The organism is Comamonadaceae bacterium OTU4NAUVB1 (genome assembly GCA_024372625.1).
In the GTDB taxonomy this organism is placed as follows: Bacteria; Pseudomonadota; Gammaproteobacteria; order Burkholderiales; family Burkholderiaceae_C; genus Variovorax.
The window spans coordinates 52,620-67,797 of record CP099603.1 but is presented as its reverse complement, the minus strand read 5'-3'; the positions used below and the strand labels follow the sequence as shown (position 1 = coordinate 67,797).

Annotated in this window: 12 protein-coding genes and 3 pseudogenes; 4 read left to right on the top strand and 11 right to left on the bottom strand. The window is 63.1% G+C overall.

The window, feature by feature from the left end; genetic code table 11:
- Positions 1-18: 18 nt before the first annotated feature.
- From NF681_00335 to NF681_00300, 8 genes are all read right to left on the bottom strand, one after another.
- Positions 19-804: an SDR family oxidoreductase gene (locus NF681_00335; GenBank protein UST52465.1), complete on the bottom strand. Its 786-nt coding sequence runs from the start codon at positions 802-804 to the stop codon at positions 19-21.
- Position 805: 1 nt separating this feature from the next.
- Positions 806-1,510, bottom strand: a complete 705-nt coding sequence (locus NF681_00330; protein UST52464.1) for an ABC transporter ATP-binding protein — start codon at positions 1,508-1,510, stop codon at positions 806-808.
- Positions 1,494-3,278 (bottom strand): branched-chain amino acid ABC transporter ATP-binding protein/permease, encoded by a 1,785-nt coding sequence (locus tag NF681_00325; protein UST52463.1) that lies wholly within the window; start codon positions 3,276-3,278, stop codon positions 1,494-1,496. Before NF681_00325 ends, NF681_00330 begins: the two co-directional genes overlap by 17 nt.
- A gap of 34 nt (positions 3,279-3,312) precedes the next feature.
- Positions 3,313-4,185 (bottom strand): branched-chain amino acid ABC transporter permease, encoded by an 873-nt coding sequence (locus tag NF681_00320; GenBank protein ID UST52462.1) that lies wholly within the window; start codon positions 4,183-4,185, stop codon positions 3,313-3,315.
- A gap of 61 nt (positions 4,186-4,246) precedes the next feature.
- Positions 4,247-5,464 carry an ABC transporter substrate-binding protein gene (locus tag NF681_00315; GenBank protein ID UST52461.1) on the bottom strand — a complete coding sequence of 406 codons (1,218 nt, stop codon included), beginning with the start codon at positions 5,462-5,464 and terminating at the stop codon, positions 4,247-4,249.
- Between the two features lie 266 nt (positions 5,465-5,730).
- Positions 5,731-6,723 carry a tripartite tricarboxylate transporter substrate binding protein gene (locus tag NF681_00310; protein UST52460.1) on the bottom strand — a complete coding sequence of 331 codons (993 nt, stop codon included), beginning with the start codon at positions 6,721-6,723 and terminating at the stop codon, positions 5,731-5,733.
- A 35-nt stretch (positions 6,724-6,758) separates the two neighbouring features.
- The gene (locus tag NF681_00305) at positions 6,759-7,685 is read right to left on the bottom strand and encodes a 3-keto-5-aminohexanoate cleavage protein (protein ID UST52459.1); all 927 of its coding nucleotides are present in this window, start codon (positions 7,683-7,685) and stop codon (positions 6,759-6,761) included.
- A gap of 58 nt (positions 7,686-7,743) precedes the next feature.
- Positions 7,744-8,700 carry a 3-hydroxyacyl-CoA dehydrogenase gene (locus tag NF681_00300; GenBank protein ID UST52458.1) on the bottom strand — a complete coding sequence of 319 codons (957 nt, stop codon included), beginning with the start codon at positions 8,698-8,700 and terminating at the stop codon, positions 7,744-7,746.
- Between the two features lie 160 nt (positions 8,701-8,860).
- Here NF681_00300 and NF681_00295 point away from each other — a divergent pair, with 160 nt between their 5' ends.
- From NF681_00295 to NF681_00285, 3 genes and pseudogenes are all read left to right on the top strand, one after another.
- Entirely contained in the window at positions 8,861-9,661 is an 801-nt protein-coding gene (locus NF681_00295; GenBank protein UST52457.1) for a GntR family transcriptional regulator, read from the top strand.
- Between the two features lie 196 nt (positions 9,662-9,857).
- Positions 9,858-9,962: pseudogene (locus tag NF681_00290) on the top strand (pirin family protein).
- Between the two features lie 213 nt (positions 9,963-10,175).
- Positions 10,176-11,702, top strand: a complete 1,527-nt coding sequence (locus NF681_00285; protein ID UST52456.1) for an altronate dehydratase family protein — start codon at positions 10,176-10,178, stop codon at positions 11,700-11,702.
- Positions 11,703-11,710: 8 nt separating this feature from the next.
- On the opposite strand, the gene NF681_00280 is transcribed toward NF681_00285, so the two are convergent.
- Complete coding sequence (locus NF681_00280) at positions 11,711-12,649, bottom strand: LysR family transcriptional regulator (GenBank protein ID UST52455.1); 939 nt, start codon at positions 12,647-12,649, stop codon at positions 11,711-11,713.
- A gap of 82 nt (positions 12,650-12,731) precedes the next feature.
- Between NF681_00280 and NF681_00275 the strand changes: the two are divergent.
- A pseudogene (locus NF681_00275) lies at positions 12,732-13,667 on the top strand (alpha/beta hydrolase).
- Positions 13,668-13,680: 13 nt separating this feature from the next.
- Here the strand turns inward: NF681_00275 and NF681_00270 are convergent.
- Positions 13,681-13,984, bottom strand: a pseudogene (locus tag NF681_00270) (NADP oxidoreductase).
- Between the two features lie 149 nt (positions 13,985-14,133).
- The gene (locus NF681_00265) at positions 14,134-15,087 is read right to left on the bottom strand and encodes a LysR family transcriptional regulator (GenBank protein ID UST52454.1); all 954 of its coding nucleotides are present in this window, start codon (positions 15,085-15,087) and stop codon (positions 14,134-14,136) included.
- Positions 15,088-15,178: the final 91 nt, after the last annotated feature.

Here is a 15,178-nt window from a genome sequence, read left to right as displayed (position 1 = left end):
GTCCAAATGATGTGAATGTCAGGTCATCAACCAGCCGCCAGCGATGTCGATCACCTGACCAGTGACAAAGTCGGCCTTCGGCGACGTGAGGAACACGCAGGCATTGGCCACTTCGGCCGGCTTGCCGAGCCGCCGCAGCGGCGTGACGTCGATGACCGCGTCGTTGGCCGCGCGCGGCGCGCCGGCGACCATGGGCGTGTCGATGCGGCCCGGGGCGAGCGCATTCACGGTGATGCCGTACGGCCCGAGCTCGCCGGCCAGGTGGCGCGTCATGCCGATCAGCGCGGCCTTGGTCGTGCCGTAGTGCGCGGCCACGATGTCGAGGTAGGCCTTGCCGGCGACCGACGACATCGACACGATGCGGCCGAACCGGCGCTCCACCATGCCGGGCGAGAGGATTCGCACGAAGTTGAAGACGCTGTGGACGTTGACGTCGATCACACGGTGCCACTCCGAGGGATCCATTTGCCAGATTGGCGCCGGTTTGCCCGCGTGCTTGGGCGAGATGCCCGCGTTGTTGACGACCGTGTCGATCGCGCCGAGCGCGGCTTCGATGCCAGCGCAGGCCGCGGCGCAAGCGTCGTAGTCGGCCACGTCGGCCTGCGCGAAATGCACACGGTGGCCGGCGTCGGAGAGCCGGTCGGCCAGCGCCTGTCCAGCCGCCGCGTCGAAGTCGACCAGGCCGACCGCGGCGTCATCGCATACGTAAGCTTCGGCGAGCGCCGAGCCGATGCCGCCCGCCGCGCCGGTGACCAGCACCACGCGACCGGCGTGCAGGCGATCCGTTGAATTTGTCGACGTCATTTCAGTGCCCTAGGTAGGCGCGCCGCACATGTGGGTTGGCCAGCAGTTCGCTGCCCGTGCCGGTCAGCGTGATGGTGCCGTTCTCAAGCACGTAGCCGCGGTCGGCCAGCTTCAGGGTGTGGAACACGTTCTGTTCGACCAGCAGCACCGTCGTGCCGCGCGAGGCGACCAGACGGACCACGTCGAACATCTGTTCCACGAGCAGCGGCGACAGGCCCAGCGATGGCTCGTCCATGATCAGCAGCTTCGGTCCAGCCATCATGCCGCGCGCTATTGCCACCATCTGCTGCTCGCCGCCAGAAAGCGATCCAGCCAGCTGCGGCAGCCGCTCCCGGACGCGGGGAAATATCTTCAGCACCTCCGCCAAGCTCTGGTCGCGCACGCTGCGGGCCGAGCGCTTGTAGGCGCCCATCAGCAGGTTTTCCTGCACCGTCAGGAATGGGAACAGCTGGCGCCCCTCGGGCACCATGCTGATGCCGAGTTCGACGATCTCGTGCGGCGCCTTACCCGAAAGCGTCCGGCCCTCGAACTCGATGCTTCCCCCGGTGGAATGGAGCAGGCCGCACAGGGTCTTGAGCGTGGTCGTCTTGCCGGCACCGTTGGCGCCGACGAGCGTCACGACCTCGCCCTGCTGCACGTCCAGCGAAACGCCTCGCAGCACTTCGCTCTTGCCGTAGCCGGCGCTGATATCACGCAGTTTGAGCATCGAGGTACCCCTTGCCCAGATAGGCTTCAATGACGGCCGGATCGTTGACCACGTCGGCGGGTTTGCCTTCGCGCAACAGCTTGCCGGCGTTGATGACGATGATGCGATCGGACAGCGCCATGGTGGCCTGCATCAGGTGCTCGATCATGAGCACCGACACGCCCGAATCGCGGATGTTGCGGATCATCTGGATGGCCCGCGTCACGTCGGTCGGGTTCAGCCCGGCGAGCACTTCGTCGAGCAGCAGCACCTTCGGTCCGGTGGCCAGCGCGCGCGCCACTTCGAGCCGCTTCATGCCGCCGACCGTGAGGCCACGCGCTTCATGGTCGAGCAGGCTTGTCAGGTCCGTCAATTCGGCGACCCGGCGGGCGATGGCTTCGGCTTCGGCGGTGTTCTGCGTGCGCATGAAGGCGCCCAGCATGATGTTCTCGCGCACCGACAGACCGGAGAACGGCTGCACGATCTGGAAGGTGCGCCCGACGCCGTTCTGCGCGAACGCTTCCGGCGACGTGGGTTGCGCCCATTCGCCACTGGCCAGCCGCACCTTGACCGTACCGGCATCCGGCGCGATGAAACCCGACAGCTGGTTGAAGACGGTCGTCTTGCCGGCGCCGTTCGGCCCGATCACGCCGAGGATCTCGCCTTCGTGCAGCGTCAGCGAGACGTTGTCCGTCGCCTGCAATCCACCGAAACGCTTCTGCAGACCTTCGGCGATGAGAAGCGGCTGACCCAGTCGAGCGGCAGTCGGCTCGGACCGCACCGCGGTGGACACCGGCGCCGATGCGGCCGCGACCTTGCGTGCGCCCGGCAGCCGGTCGATCAGCGCCAGCGCCCGTCCGCCCAGGTGGCCGACGAGACCGCGAGGGAAGAACAGCACCACCAGCACCAGCACCACGCCGTACACGAAGCCGTGCGTGCCGTTGCCCAGCGCGCTGAGCCAGCCGCGCGACAGCTCCGCGGCCGGCAGCACCAGCACCGTGCCGAGCAGCGGGCCGGCCACGGTGCCCAGGCCGCCGATCAGCGCGAACATCGCGATCTGGATCGAGAGTTCGAGCGAGAACGCGGCGGACGGCTCCAGGAAGGTCAGGTACATCGCATGGAAGGCGCCGAGAAAGCTGGTGAGCGCGGCGGAAATGACCGCCGCGGCGATCTTCACGCGGACGGCATTCACCCCCACGGCGCGAGCTGCGTCCTCGCGCTCGCGCACGGCGATCAGGTAGAAGCCGAAACGCGAGTAGCGGATGACCCAGCTGATCCACAGCGTGACCGCGAGGAAGCCGAAGGCGATCGCCAGGTAGGCCCACTTTTCCCGGAAGATCATCCACTTCAGACCGATGTTGAGCGGCACGTTCAGGCCGGCGGAGCCGCCGGTGAAGCCCTCGAAGTGGATGACGAGAAGCTTGCAGACTTCGAGGAAGGCGATGGTCGCCAGCGCGAAGAACGGTCCCCGCAGCCGCAGCGTCGGGTAGGCGATGACCAGCGCCGCGACGACCGCGACGGCCGCCCCGCCGAACATGCCGATCCACGGCGAGAGGCCGAAGTGGATCACCAGCATGGTCGTGACGTAGCCGCCGATGGCGTAGAAAACCGCATGACCGAGCGAGAGCTGCCCGGCATAGCCGCCGACGATGTTCCATGCCGTCGCCAGCGCACCGAAGATGCAGACCTGGACGGCGAGGTGATAGACGAAGGGCGAGTTGATGAGGAGCGGTGCGACCAGGAGCGTCAGCAGCGCCGCGGCGCCGACATAGGCGCGCGGATGGGTCATTCTTGGAAAGATCATGGCTTGAGCCCTGTTTCGGCTATTCGGAACCGCGGCCGAGACCGAAGAGCCCGGTCGGGCGCACGGTCAGGATCACCAGGAAGATCACGAAGTACACGACCTCCTTCAGATCCGAGCCGACGTAGAAGCCCGCGAAGCTGTCGATGAGCCCGATGAACAGCGAGCCGACCACCGCGCCGGGCAAGCTGCCCAGCCCGCCGAGCACGACGACGACGAAGGCCGTTAGCACGAAGTACTGGCCCACGGTCGGGAACACCGGGTACTGAACCGCCAGCAGTCCCGACGCCAGTCCGAGCAGCGACGTGCCGAGCGCGAAGACCAGGATGTAGGCCTTGTTGACGTTCACGCCCATCAGTGCGGCAGCCGCGCGGTTCTGCGCCAGCGCACGGAAACCGCGACCTGTGAAGGTGTGCTGAAGGAAGAGGTACACGCCCAGCGCCACGAGCAGCGCGACGACGAAGGTGATCAGCTGGCCGGTGACGATGCTGATCGGCCCGAGCTGGAAGGCGTCGGCGCCGAAGCTGGGCTGGACGCTGCGGACGTCGGCACCGAAAATCATCAGCGCCAGGTTTAACAGCGCGGTCGACACGCCGACCGTCGCGAAGATCTGGATGTGGGGTTCGGCCGACAGCAGCGGCTGGATGATGAAGCGCTGCATCGCCGCGCCGATCACCAGCAGCAGCAACGCGACCGGAACAACCGTCGCATACGGATGCATGCCGGTGTGTGAGGCGATGAACCAGGTGGCGTACAGGCCGACCATCAGGAGCTCGCCGTGGGCGAAGTTGACGACGCGCACGACACCAAAGATGAGCGTCAGGCTGATGCTGATGATGGCGTATGCGCCACCGAGCAGCAGGCCGTTCGCGAGCAGCTGGAGAAAAATGGACATGAGGTCTCCCCTGCCGCGCGCGGTCGGCGCACGGCTGAAGCGTTGGACGGGTGAGCGACGCTCAGTCGGCGCGGACGATCGGCTTGGCCGTGGCGACGCCTTCGGGGTAGACGGTTTCCAACTTGCCCTTCTGCCACTGCATCAGGTTCGTGGTGGCCAACTTGTTCTGGCCGTTGTCGCCGAAGTCGAATCCCCAGCCTGCGGCACTGCTGCCGGGCGCCTTCTTGTAGGCCAGGACGGCTTCGCGGATCTTGTCCTTGTCGGTCGACTTGGCATTGGCCAGCACTTCGAGGAAGGCCTTGGCGCCGACGTAATTCACCAAGCTGTGGCCCGAGCGCGGCGCCGTGCCGAACTGCTTCAGGTAGGCCGCCGAGAAGGCACGCAGACCCGGTGCGCCGTTCTCGGCCATGGTGTCCTGCGGGAAGTCGACGTCGTAGGCGCCGTCGATGGCGGTGCCGAGCTGCTTGGCCGTGTCTGTGAGCGAATAGCCGCCCCCCGCGCCGATCATCGCCTTGGGCTTGTAGCCGGCGTTAGCCGCCTGCTTGAAAAACAAGGCGGTGTCGTTCTGGTAGGAGGTCTGCAGCACCACGTCGGCGCCGGCGCCCTTCAAACGGAGGATGAGCGAGGAGAGATCGACGCTCTTGGCCGAGTACGACTGACTCTCGACCACGTTCAGGCCCAGCCGCTTGGCTTCGTCCTTCTGGAAGGTGCTCACCAGCGTGCCGTAGGAACCGTCTTCGAAGATGATCGCGATCTTGAGCGACTTCGGGTCCACCTTCAATTGCGCAGCGACCACTTTCACGACCGCCTCGATGCTGCGTTCGGCGAAGTTCTTGGCTGTCGAGTTGCTGCGGAAGACGTACTTCATACCGCGCCCGGTGATCGTGTCTGCCACCGCGCCGAGTTCGAAGTACGGCACACCGGCCAGTTCGGTTACCTGGGTTGCCGCGGCCGAGACGCCCGATGCGTAGCTGCCGAAGACGGCGGTCACGTTCTCGACTGAGGTCAGGCGACGCGCCTCGCCCACGGCCTGGTTGGCATCGACCGCATCGGCCTTGACCAGCACGATCTTGTTGCCGTTAACACCGCCGGCGGCGTTGCGCTCGTCGACCGCCAACTGCACGCCGCGAAAACTCTCGTCGCCCAATAGCGCCAAGCCACCGCTGAACGGATACAGCGCGCCCAGCTTAAGGTCCGCCGCGTGAGCGGCTGGCGCGGTTAAGGCCGCCACGGCGGCCAGGCATGCCAGCGAGGCGACAAGTTTCTTGAATGGCCGCATGGTGTCTCCGATGAGTTCATTGATTGAAAGCGCTTCATTTCTTGAGAGAGTCGATTGCTATGATGCTTACCATCTTCCCTAGCTCATCATTTGAAGCGCTTCATATTTTAGCAAAAAGCAAATTTTGATTGCTTGGGGTTTGCCCCAACGCATGAAGTGCAATGGGTCGATTCGTTCCTGCAGGTCAGGCATGCCAGACAAGCAGCGAGCGGGCGCCATGTCTGACATTTGTCAAGCATCAACCCGTTTTGATGGCAAAGGAATAGCTATTCCGCCTTCACGCCGTTCCTGCGCGCCACCTCGCCCCAGAGCTTGTAGTTGTCGTTGGTCAGGGTGGCCAGTCGCTCGGCGCCGCCACCGCCCGCCATGTCGCCGTTCTTGACGATCTGCGAACCGACGGCCGGGTCGGCCAGCGCGGCGTTCATGGCAGCGTTGGCCTTGGCTACGACGTCTGCCGGCATCTTCGGCGGGCCCCACAAGCCAACGAAGACTGTCACGACGAAGTCCTTGATGCCCAGTTCGGTGGCCGTCGGCACGTCTGGCAGCGCAGGCAGGCGTGCGCTGCCGGTGACCAGGATCGGTCGCAGACGGCCGCTGGCGATGAAGGGAATCAGCAGCGACGCGGCGTCCATCATGCAGGGCAGCTGGTTGCCGACCACGTCCTGGATCGCCGGTGCGCTGCCCTTGTAGGGCACTTGGCTCATCTTCGGCAGGCCGGTGCGCTCGCGGAAATACTCCATCGCCAAGTGGGTGTTGCCGCCGCTGCCCGACGACGCGTAGCTGAAACCCTTGCCGCTCTCGGCCTTGACCCAGGTCACGAACTCCTGGAAGTTCCTGGCCGGCGCCTGCGGATTGACGCACAGGACCAGTTGCGACTCCAGGATCAGGCCGATCGGCGTGAACTCGGTCGGAACGGGCGACGGCGTCGAATAGGTGTGCGGATTGATCGTGAAGCTGGTGTTCGCCACCAGCAGACGGTAGGGGCTGCCCGAGCGCTGCACCTCACCGGCGGCGATGTTGCCCGACGCGCCCGGCTTGTTCTCCACCAGGACCGGCTGGCCCAGCGCCGTCGCCATGCCTCGGCTGACGAAGCGCGCACCGGCGTCGGTAAGGCCGCCCGGCGGGTAGCCGACCAGGAGCGAGACCGGCTTGTCGGGCCATTGCGGACCCTGTGCGAACACGGCGTTCGACGCGAAGGCCGACATGAGGGAGCCGGCTGCGGTCATCTTGAGAAGCTCGCGCCTCGACGTGGATTTCATGGTTCTCGTCTCCGTGGTTGTTGTGCGTGGAAAGCTCAGAAGGCGACGTTGTCGCCGCCCTTGAGCTGCAGGATTTCGCGTGCGTCTTCGGGCGTTGCGACCGCGAGGGACAGGCCTTCGATGATTCCGCGCATGCGTCGCACCTGATCGGCATTGGTCTTCGCCAGTTCACCCGGACCGTCCCACAGGGAGTCCTCCAGGCCCACGCGGACGTGGCCGCCCATCGCCGCCGACTGCGCGCCGATCGGCATCTGGTTCTTGCCGGCCGGCAGCACCGACCACTGGTAGGCATCGCCGAACAGGCGATCGGCCGTGCGGCGCATGTGCAGCACGTCCTCCGGGTGGGCACCGATGCCGCCCAGGATGCCAAACACCGACTGGATCAGAAACGGCGGCTTGATCAGACCGCGATCGATGAAGTGCGCCGCGGTGTAGAGGTGGCCGATGTCGTAGCACTCGATCTCGAAGCGGGTGCCCTTGTCGCTGCACGACTGCAGGATGTGCGCGATGTCGGTGAAGGTGTTCTTGAAGATCCGGTCGTGGCTGCCTTCGAGGTACGGGCGCTCCCAGTCGTGCTTGAACTCCTTGAAGCGGCCGAGCATGGGATACAGGCCCATGTTCATCGACCCCATGTTCAGCGAAGCGACTTCCGGCGCGAACTCGTGCGCCGGCCGCAGCCGATCCTCGATGGACATCGTCGGCGCACCGCCGGTGGTGAGGTTGATCACGACGTCGCTGGCGGCCTTGATCTGCGGCAGGAACTGCTTGAACAGGGCCGGGTCCTGCGACGGACTGCCGTCCACCGGATCGCGTGCGTGCAGGTGGACCATCGCGGCGCCGGCTTCGGCCGCGCCAAGGGCGGCATCGATGATCTGCTGCGGCGTCACCGGCAGGTAGGGCGACATCGACGGCGTGTGGATAGCGCCGGTGACGGCGCAGGTGATGATGACTTTGCGGGACATGTTCGACTCCAGGGGTGTCGGTTGACTAAGGTGCGTGGAAGGTTCGGAGAGCGCCAGTTCAGGACGCGGGTGCCTGGCGCTTGTGCGCGGCGAGCGCCATCAGCCGGCGGTCGCGCCAAGCCGAGCGAGCGCCGATGTCCTCGACGGCCAGCTGCGCGCGGCGCTCCTGGTCGACGCGGTCGATCGACTCGCCGGACCATGCGAAGGCCTTGACGCCGGTCATGGTCTCGCGGTTCGACTGGCCGTAGCGATTGGCATAGTCCTTCACGCCGGCCGGCGCATTGAGGTCGATGGTCTCGAACGGGCCCATGAACGACCAGCGCAGCGCAAGCCCGTCCTTGAGGACCTTGTCGATGTCGGCGGCGCTGGCCAAGCCCTGCTCGAACAGCGAGAAGCATTCGTTGAGCACGGCTGCCTGCACGCGGTTGAGTAAGAAACCATTGATCTCGCGGGTCAGCGATACCGGCGTCTGCCCCGCCGCCTCGTAGATGGCGTGGGCTCGCGCCATGACGTCCGGGTCGGTCCAGGGCGCGGGGCAAAGCTCGACCAGCGGCACCAGGTACGGCGGGTTGGTCGGATGGCCAACCAGACAGCGCGACCGGCCCGGCAGGCCTTCGGTGAAGGTGGATGCGGGCAGCCATGACGTCGAACTGGCCAGCACCGCGTCGGGCGGCGCGAGCGCGTCGAGCTGCCTGAAGATCGCGGTCTTCGCCTCAACGGTCTCGCGGATGTTCTCCTGCACCATCACCACGTCCTGAAGGGCGGCGGCGAGATCGGACTCGCAACGGATGCGGGCCAGCACATCGGCCGGCGCATCGTCCAGCAGCCCGAACCCGGCGAGTTCCTCCAGGCGTTCTGCGATGTAGGCCAGGCTGTCTTCCATGGTGCGCGCGTCGGCGTCGTGAAGCCGCACGGGATGGCCGCCCCGGGCGAAGACGATGGCCCAGGCCCGGCCGATGAGGCCGGCGCCGACGACCGCCACCGGTGGTCGCTGTGGATGGGATGCTGGATTCACGTCACGCTCCTGGTTTATTTGAATACGTGATCTTATCTACTGTGATCACAGCTTATCGCTAGGGATTGCCCTATGTGAACGTCGCCGGATCGCGAGCAGCACCACCGGATCAAATTCGTTGTGCTACAAGATCACACCTACGCAAGTACAGGAAGCCACCATGGATCTATCCCAACTCGTTACGCCGCTGACGCGCCAGACGCTGAGCGGCGATGTCTACAAGCAGCTGAGCGAACTGCTCATGAGCGGTCGCGTGATGCCGGGCGAACAGCTTTCGCTTCGCACCATCGCGGAGGGTCTGGGCGTCAGCGTGATGCCCGTGCGCGAGGCGGTACACCGTCTGCTGTCCGAGAAAGCGCTGGTCCTGCTGCCGAACCGCGTGCTGAAGGTGCCGACCATGACAGTCAGCCAGTTCGCGGAAATCACCAGCATCCGCATCCACCTCGAAAGTCTGGCGGCAGGCCAAGCCGCCCTGCGGATCGACAAGCCGGCGCTGGCGAACATCCGGTCGGTGCACGAGCGTTTCGCCAAAGAAATCATCGCGAAAAAGCCGAACGAATCCAACCTGATCTCGCTCAACAAGGAACTGCACTTCGCCATCTACGAGCAGGCGCAGATGCCGATGCTGCTGGAGATGATCGAATCGCTCTGGCTGCGCATCGGGCCGATCCTCAACTACGACTTTCGCTCAAACTCGTCGCGCGTCACGGAGCACGTTTCGGTCGCACATCATGAGCGCATCGTCAGCGCACTCGAAAAAGGCGATGCGCAGGGCGCGGGTCAGGCGCTGGCGGGCGATCTGCAAGGCGCAGCGGATTTCATCGTGTCGGCCGGCGTGCTTCTGGCGGACGGTCCGGCGGCAACGCCGGCCGCGACGGTGCGCAGCGTGAAGAAGCACTCACCCTCCACCATCGCCGCTCTCGGCAAACCGGCACCGAAACGTCGCAATCTCGCGGCCTGACACGATGACGGTAGCGGCGCTTGTGTTTTGAGCGAGGCCAGTTTTTCGATCACTAGATCGATGAAGGCCGCCACCGCGAATGGCAGATGACGCCGGCTCGGCCAGAGCACGCTGAGACCGGACTCGGTGCTGCGGTGATCGGGTTGCACTTGCACCAGCCTGGTTCGAGGCATCGTCGCAGTACATCGGCATCGGTGCGCACGGGGACACGTCGTTCGTGCTGGGTTCGGCGGTAAAGCATTCCCACGATCTGGTCATGGGCAACTACTCGGTCAATACCAGTGCAGCCGCGCTTGCGTAGGGCGAAGCGGAAATCTGACACATCGGCGACGCGCCGAGGAAAGCCGGACGCTTGCCGGACGCCAGAAAAGCGGCATAGGAATACCAACCGAAAGCGCGCGGAACGTGTGGATTTCTAAGGGTAATCCCTATTTTTCTCAGTTGTGATCACATATCCGACATACGATATGATCATGCCAGTTTCAACACGCCAGCTTTCTTGAATTGGAAAACCATGAACCACGATTCGCTCGCCTTCAAGCTTCATTCGAACGACAACATCGCCATCGCGCGAAACCCAATCGCCAAGGACACGCAGCTTGGCGAATTCAGCGGATTGACGGTATTGGCCGATATTCCCGGCGCACACAAGGTAGCGCTCCAGCCGATCGCGGCGGGAGCGCCGGTCCTTCGTTACGGCCAGATCATCGGCTTCGCGACGCAAGCCATCAGGCCAGGCGAGCACGTCCACACCCACAACCTCACGATGGGTACGTTCGAGAAGGATTACGCCTTCGGCGAAGACGCCCGCATCGCGGTGAAGCCGGCCAAACCGGCAAGCTTCAGGGGATTCGTGCGCGCCGACGGACGCGTGGCAACCCGGAACTACATCGGCATCGTCAGCACAGTGAATTGCTCGGCCACGGTCGCCAAGCTGGTCGTCGAGCATTTCTCGAAGAGCGACATCCTGAAGAATTATTCGAATGTCGACGGCGTTGTGCCCATCACCCACAGTTTTGGATGCTGCATCGAGCACAACGGCAACGGCGTGCAGCAGTTGCGTCGGACGCTGGGTGGATTCGTCAAGCATGCGAACTTCGCCGGTGTCGTGGTCGTCGGGCTGGGCTGCGAAGCCAACCAGATGGGCGCGATGTTCATGTCGGAAGGTATCGAGATAGGCAAACTGATCGCACCGCTGGTCATCCAGGAACAGGGCGGCACGCGAAAGACGGTTGACGCGGCCATTGCGGCCGTTGAGGCCATGCTGCCCGTGGCTAACCAATGCCACCGCGAGGACGTACCCGCATCGCACCTGACCGTAGCGCTCCAGTGCGGAGGCTCAGACGGCTATTCGGGTATCACCGCAAATCCCGCGCTTGGCATGGCCGTGGACCTGCTGGTGGCGCAAGGCGGCACGGCCATCTTGAGCGAAACGCCGGAAATCTACGGCGCGGAGCATCTGCTGACCCGCCGCGCCGTGTCGCGCGAAGTGGGCGAAAAGGTCGTCGATCTGATTAAGTGGTGGGAAGGCTATGCCGACCGCGAAAAAGGCAGCATCGACAACAATCCGACGCCCGGCAACAAGGCCGGCGGCCTGACGACAATTCTTGAAAAGTCGCTGGGTGCGGTGGCGAAGAGCGGATCGTCTGCGCTGATGGATGTCTACCGCTACGCCGAGCCGATCACGGCGCATGGCTTGGTCTTCATGGATGCACCTGGCTACGACCCGATGGGTGCGACCGGTCAGATCGCCAGCGGCGCCAATCTTGTCGCGTTCACGACCGGGCGCGGCTCCTGCTTCGGTGCCAAGCCGGCGCCGTCGATCAAGCTCGCAACGAACACCAGAATGTTCAAGCGGATGCAGGACGACATGGACATCAACTGCGGCGATGTCATGGACGGCGGCACCACACTCGAAGCAAAAGGGCAGGAGATTTTCGAACTGATGTTGCGAATCGCCTCAGGCGAAAAATCCAAGAGCGAAGCGCTGGGTGTCGGCAACGAGGAAACGGTGCCGTGGATGATTGGCGCGCAGATGTAGCATGACGCTCAGATAACTTTCTTCTCGGCCAGACGTGCGGCGACGAAGTCAATGAAAAGGCGGACTTTCGGTGTCAGATGCTTACGGCTAGGGTAGACGACAGAAATCGGAATCGTGGCAGCCGACCAGTCGGGGAGCAGCGCCTGCAATCGTCCTGTTGCAACTTCTGGCTCCAAAAGGAAGCCAGGCAGGCAGGTCACCCCCATGCCGGCTACCACTGCATCGCGTTGCGCACTGGCATTCTCAAAAAATGCGACTGCGTGCATGGCGACTTCGTAGGACTCTCCAGCGGAGGAACGCAGGCTCCAGCGATAGGGCGATGTAGCTGTTCCGTAGAGCAGATGCCGATGATTCGCGAGATCGGCCAAATTTCGGATCAAAGGATGCTTCGCCAAATAAGCTGGCGCTGCGCAGAGCTTAGCGGTCGAGTTGTCAACAGTGCGAGATATCAGCTCGCTCGGCAGGGCCTGCGAGCCGAATCGCACGGCCAAGTCCAGCCCTTCGTCGACCAGATCCACCAGACGGTCCGTGAAGCTCGCCTCCACCTGGAGTGCAGGCCATCGGTTCAGGAATTCGGCCAAAAGCGGAAGTACTACTTGGCGGCCGTAAGCCTCCGTTGTCGTCACGCGCAACAATCCACTGGGCCGATCGGTGCGACCTGCCACCATGTACTGCGCTTCTTCCAGCTCAGCGATGAGTGGGGCGATGCGGTCGTAGAACCCTTGCCCATCGGCTGTCAGGCCCATGTGACGCGTCGAGCGATTCAGCAGACGCACACCCAGCAGTTCTTCCAGACGGCTGATCGACTTGCCAACAGCCGAACGCGTCAAACCAATGCGTTTTGCACCTTCGACGAAGGAACCGGCTTCTACCACTGCGGCGAATGCTTTGAGAGAAGCCGTATCAGCTAGGTTGTTCTGGCCAGTTGCTTTAGGAGTGTTGCGCATCGCTCCACATTATGGGGAATAGAAATCCCGAATGGTGACTTTAGAGTCGGTGTTGGTTCACAACATTCGACAAGGAAAGTCTATGCCCATCACCGACACCAAAAATCACCCCTATCTGAAGTCATGGCAGGCTGCCGCCGCGCCTTTGGAAGATGCCCTGATGGGCAGGACTGAATGGCAACCGGTCCGCAAGCAGTTTGTGGATCAAATGCAGGCTTTGCTACCGCCACCCAAAGGTGTGACCTTCAGCATGACGAACATGAACGGTGTGCCGGCAATGGTCGTAACGCCCGAGAACGTCGTCGGCAACCGGGCGCTTTTCTACATGCACGGTGGCGGCTACGTACACGGCGGCCTCGGCATGTATCGTGCGCTGGCGGGTCACTACGCCATGGGTCTGTCTGCACGGGTCTACATCCCAGACTACCGCCAAGCCCCTGAATTTCCTTTTCCCACGCCGATCGAAGACGTGTTCAAGGCCTACTGCGCCCTGTTTGACATGGGACATTCGGCCCATGAAGTCGCGATGTCAGGCGATTCGGCCGGCGGGGCGCTAGTTGTAACCATCATGCGTTGGGCCAAGCTCGCGGGACTCCCATTGCCAGTCGCGGGAGTGGCATTGTCTCCCTGGGCTGATTTGACCCATTCGGGTACATCCTCAAAGACCCGCGATGGCATCGATCCTTTGGTCGGGACAGATTTTCTCAATCGCTTGGCCCGAGCGTTCCTGGGGAACGAACCTGCCTCTCATCCCGATGCCTCGCCAGTCTTCGCCGATGTGCGCGGTCTGTCTCCCATCCTTATCCAGATGGGCGAAAACGAAGTGATGCTCGACGGCGGGATCGCGCTGGCGTCTCGCCTTTCAGATCAGCGCGTTTGAACCACTCTGGAGGTATGGCCTGGAATGTTCCATGTGTGGCACGCGCTGGTGGGGCATTTACCTGAAGCCGACGAAGCGCTGGAAAACGCTGTCGCGTTCCTTCTCAAGGAATTCACTCGGAACATTGCTCGCAGGTGATTTCTAGATCGCCTCAGATCTTGGTAAAGCTCCATGCCGGCTGCGAACCGTACGGCAACGATGCCAACAGGCCGCCGACGTGGAGAGTTCCAAGATCGACGGGCGCGAAGCCGATGTCTTCGAAGAGCCTACGTAACCTCGATCTTGGCTGCGGCATCGTCGTCCGGATAGAACAGCACGCGCTTGCCGCCTGCTGCTTCAGGCTCGGCCAGCACGCTGGCCTCGAGGTGCTTAAAGGCCTTGACCACTCTTGCGCCCGGCGAGAGATTGGAAATGATTTCGCTGGAATACTTGCCGTTGAAATCGACGGTTTTGATTAGTTCCAATGATCTTGAAATTGCTGCGTAAAGCCCCATGCTACATGGTTGCAATTTCTGCAAAATAATTAGTGCTCGCACTTTGCCTATTAGTCGATTTATTGCCATAGGTCTTTGGTCAAATCCGACATCAAATCAGCAAATTTAATCTAGACCGGATGATTTTTTGAATGGCGAGGCTTTGCATCGTGAAAAGCTCTCATGGTCGAGATCAGCTGCAGCAGCAGTTGATTGGAGGCGATTGAGAGCTGCCTGCCAAGTCGCGTCACGATGTGTGCCTCGGCCGCACCCAACAATGCTTGATCGACAGGGATTGCGACCAGTTGGCCCGCGTCGATCTCCTGGGCGACCGCGAAGGCCGGAAGCAGGCTTACGCCCAAGTCGGACCGCACGAAGTTTTTGATCACGGAAATCGAGTCGGTGATCAGCTTCGGGGAGAAACGCACGCGCTCCATCTGCTGGGCGAGTTCGATGACCTGGCGCGTGCCAAACGAGCCGTGCATGAGCGCCATCGGGTAGGCGCCAATCTGCCGCAGGAGGGGTTGCCGCTCGAGCCGGGCCAGCGGATGACCGGGCAGCGTGATCACGCACATGGGCTGGCGGATTGCGGCCCTCGAGCGGATGCCGGCCATCTCGGGCGGGTTATAGACCAAGCCGATGTGCGCCGCATCTTCCGCCACCATGCGAAGCACCTCGTTGGTACCGGCCAAGTGCATCGTGACGGTCAGGCCCGGATAGCGACGCCAGAAGTCCTTCATGGGCTCGGCCATCAAGTCGCTGACGAAGCCTTCCCCGAGCACGAGGTCGATGTGTCCCCGCACGAGCCCACGCAGTTCCTGCACTTTCGTCAGCGCGTCGTCCTGGTAGGAGCTCTGCTGGCGAAAGTAGTCGACCAGCACCTGCCCGGCTTCGGTGGCCCGCACGCCGCGACCGTGCCGCTCGATGAGCGGCAGCGCCAGTTCCTCCTCCAGCTTGGCGATCTGCCGACTCACCACCGACGGGTTCATGTCCAGCACGTCTGCGGCCGCTCGGACTGACCCCCGAGCCACTGCTTCGTACAGGTATTTCACGCGTCGAAAGTCGAGTGTTTCGCTTTTGGTCACGGAATGGATTCTTTTGAGCGTTGCCCTGCAGTCAACGCAATTTTACGGGCGTTGACATTGTTTGATCGCACCCTTGGTGGGATTCTTGGGT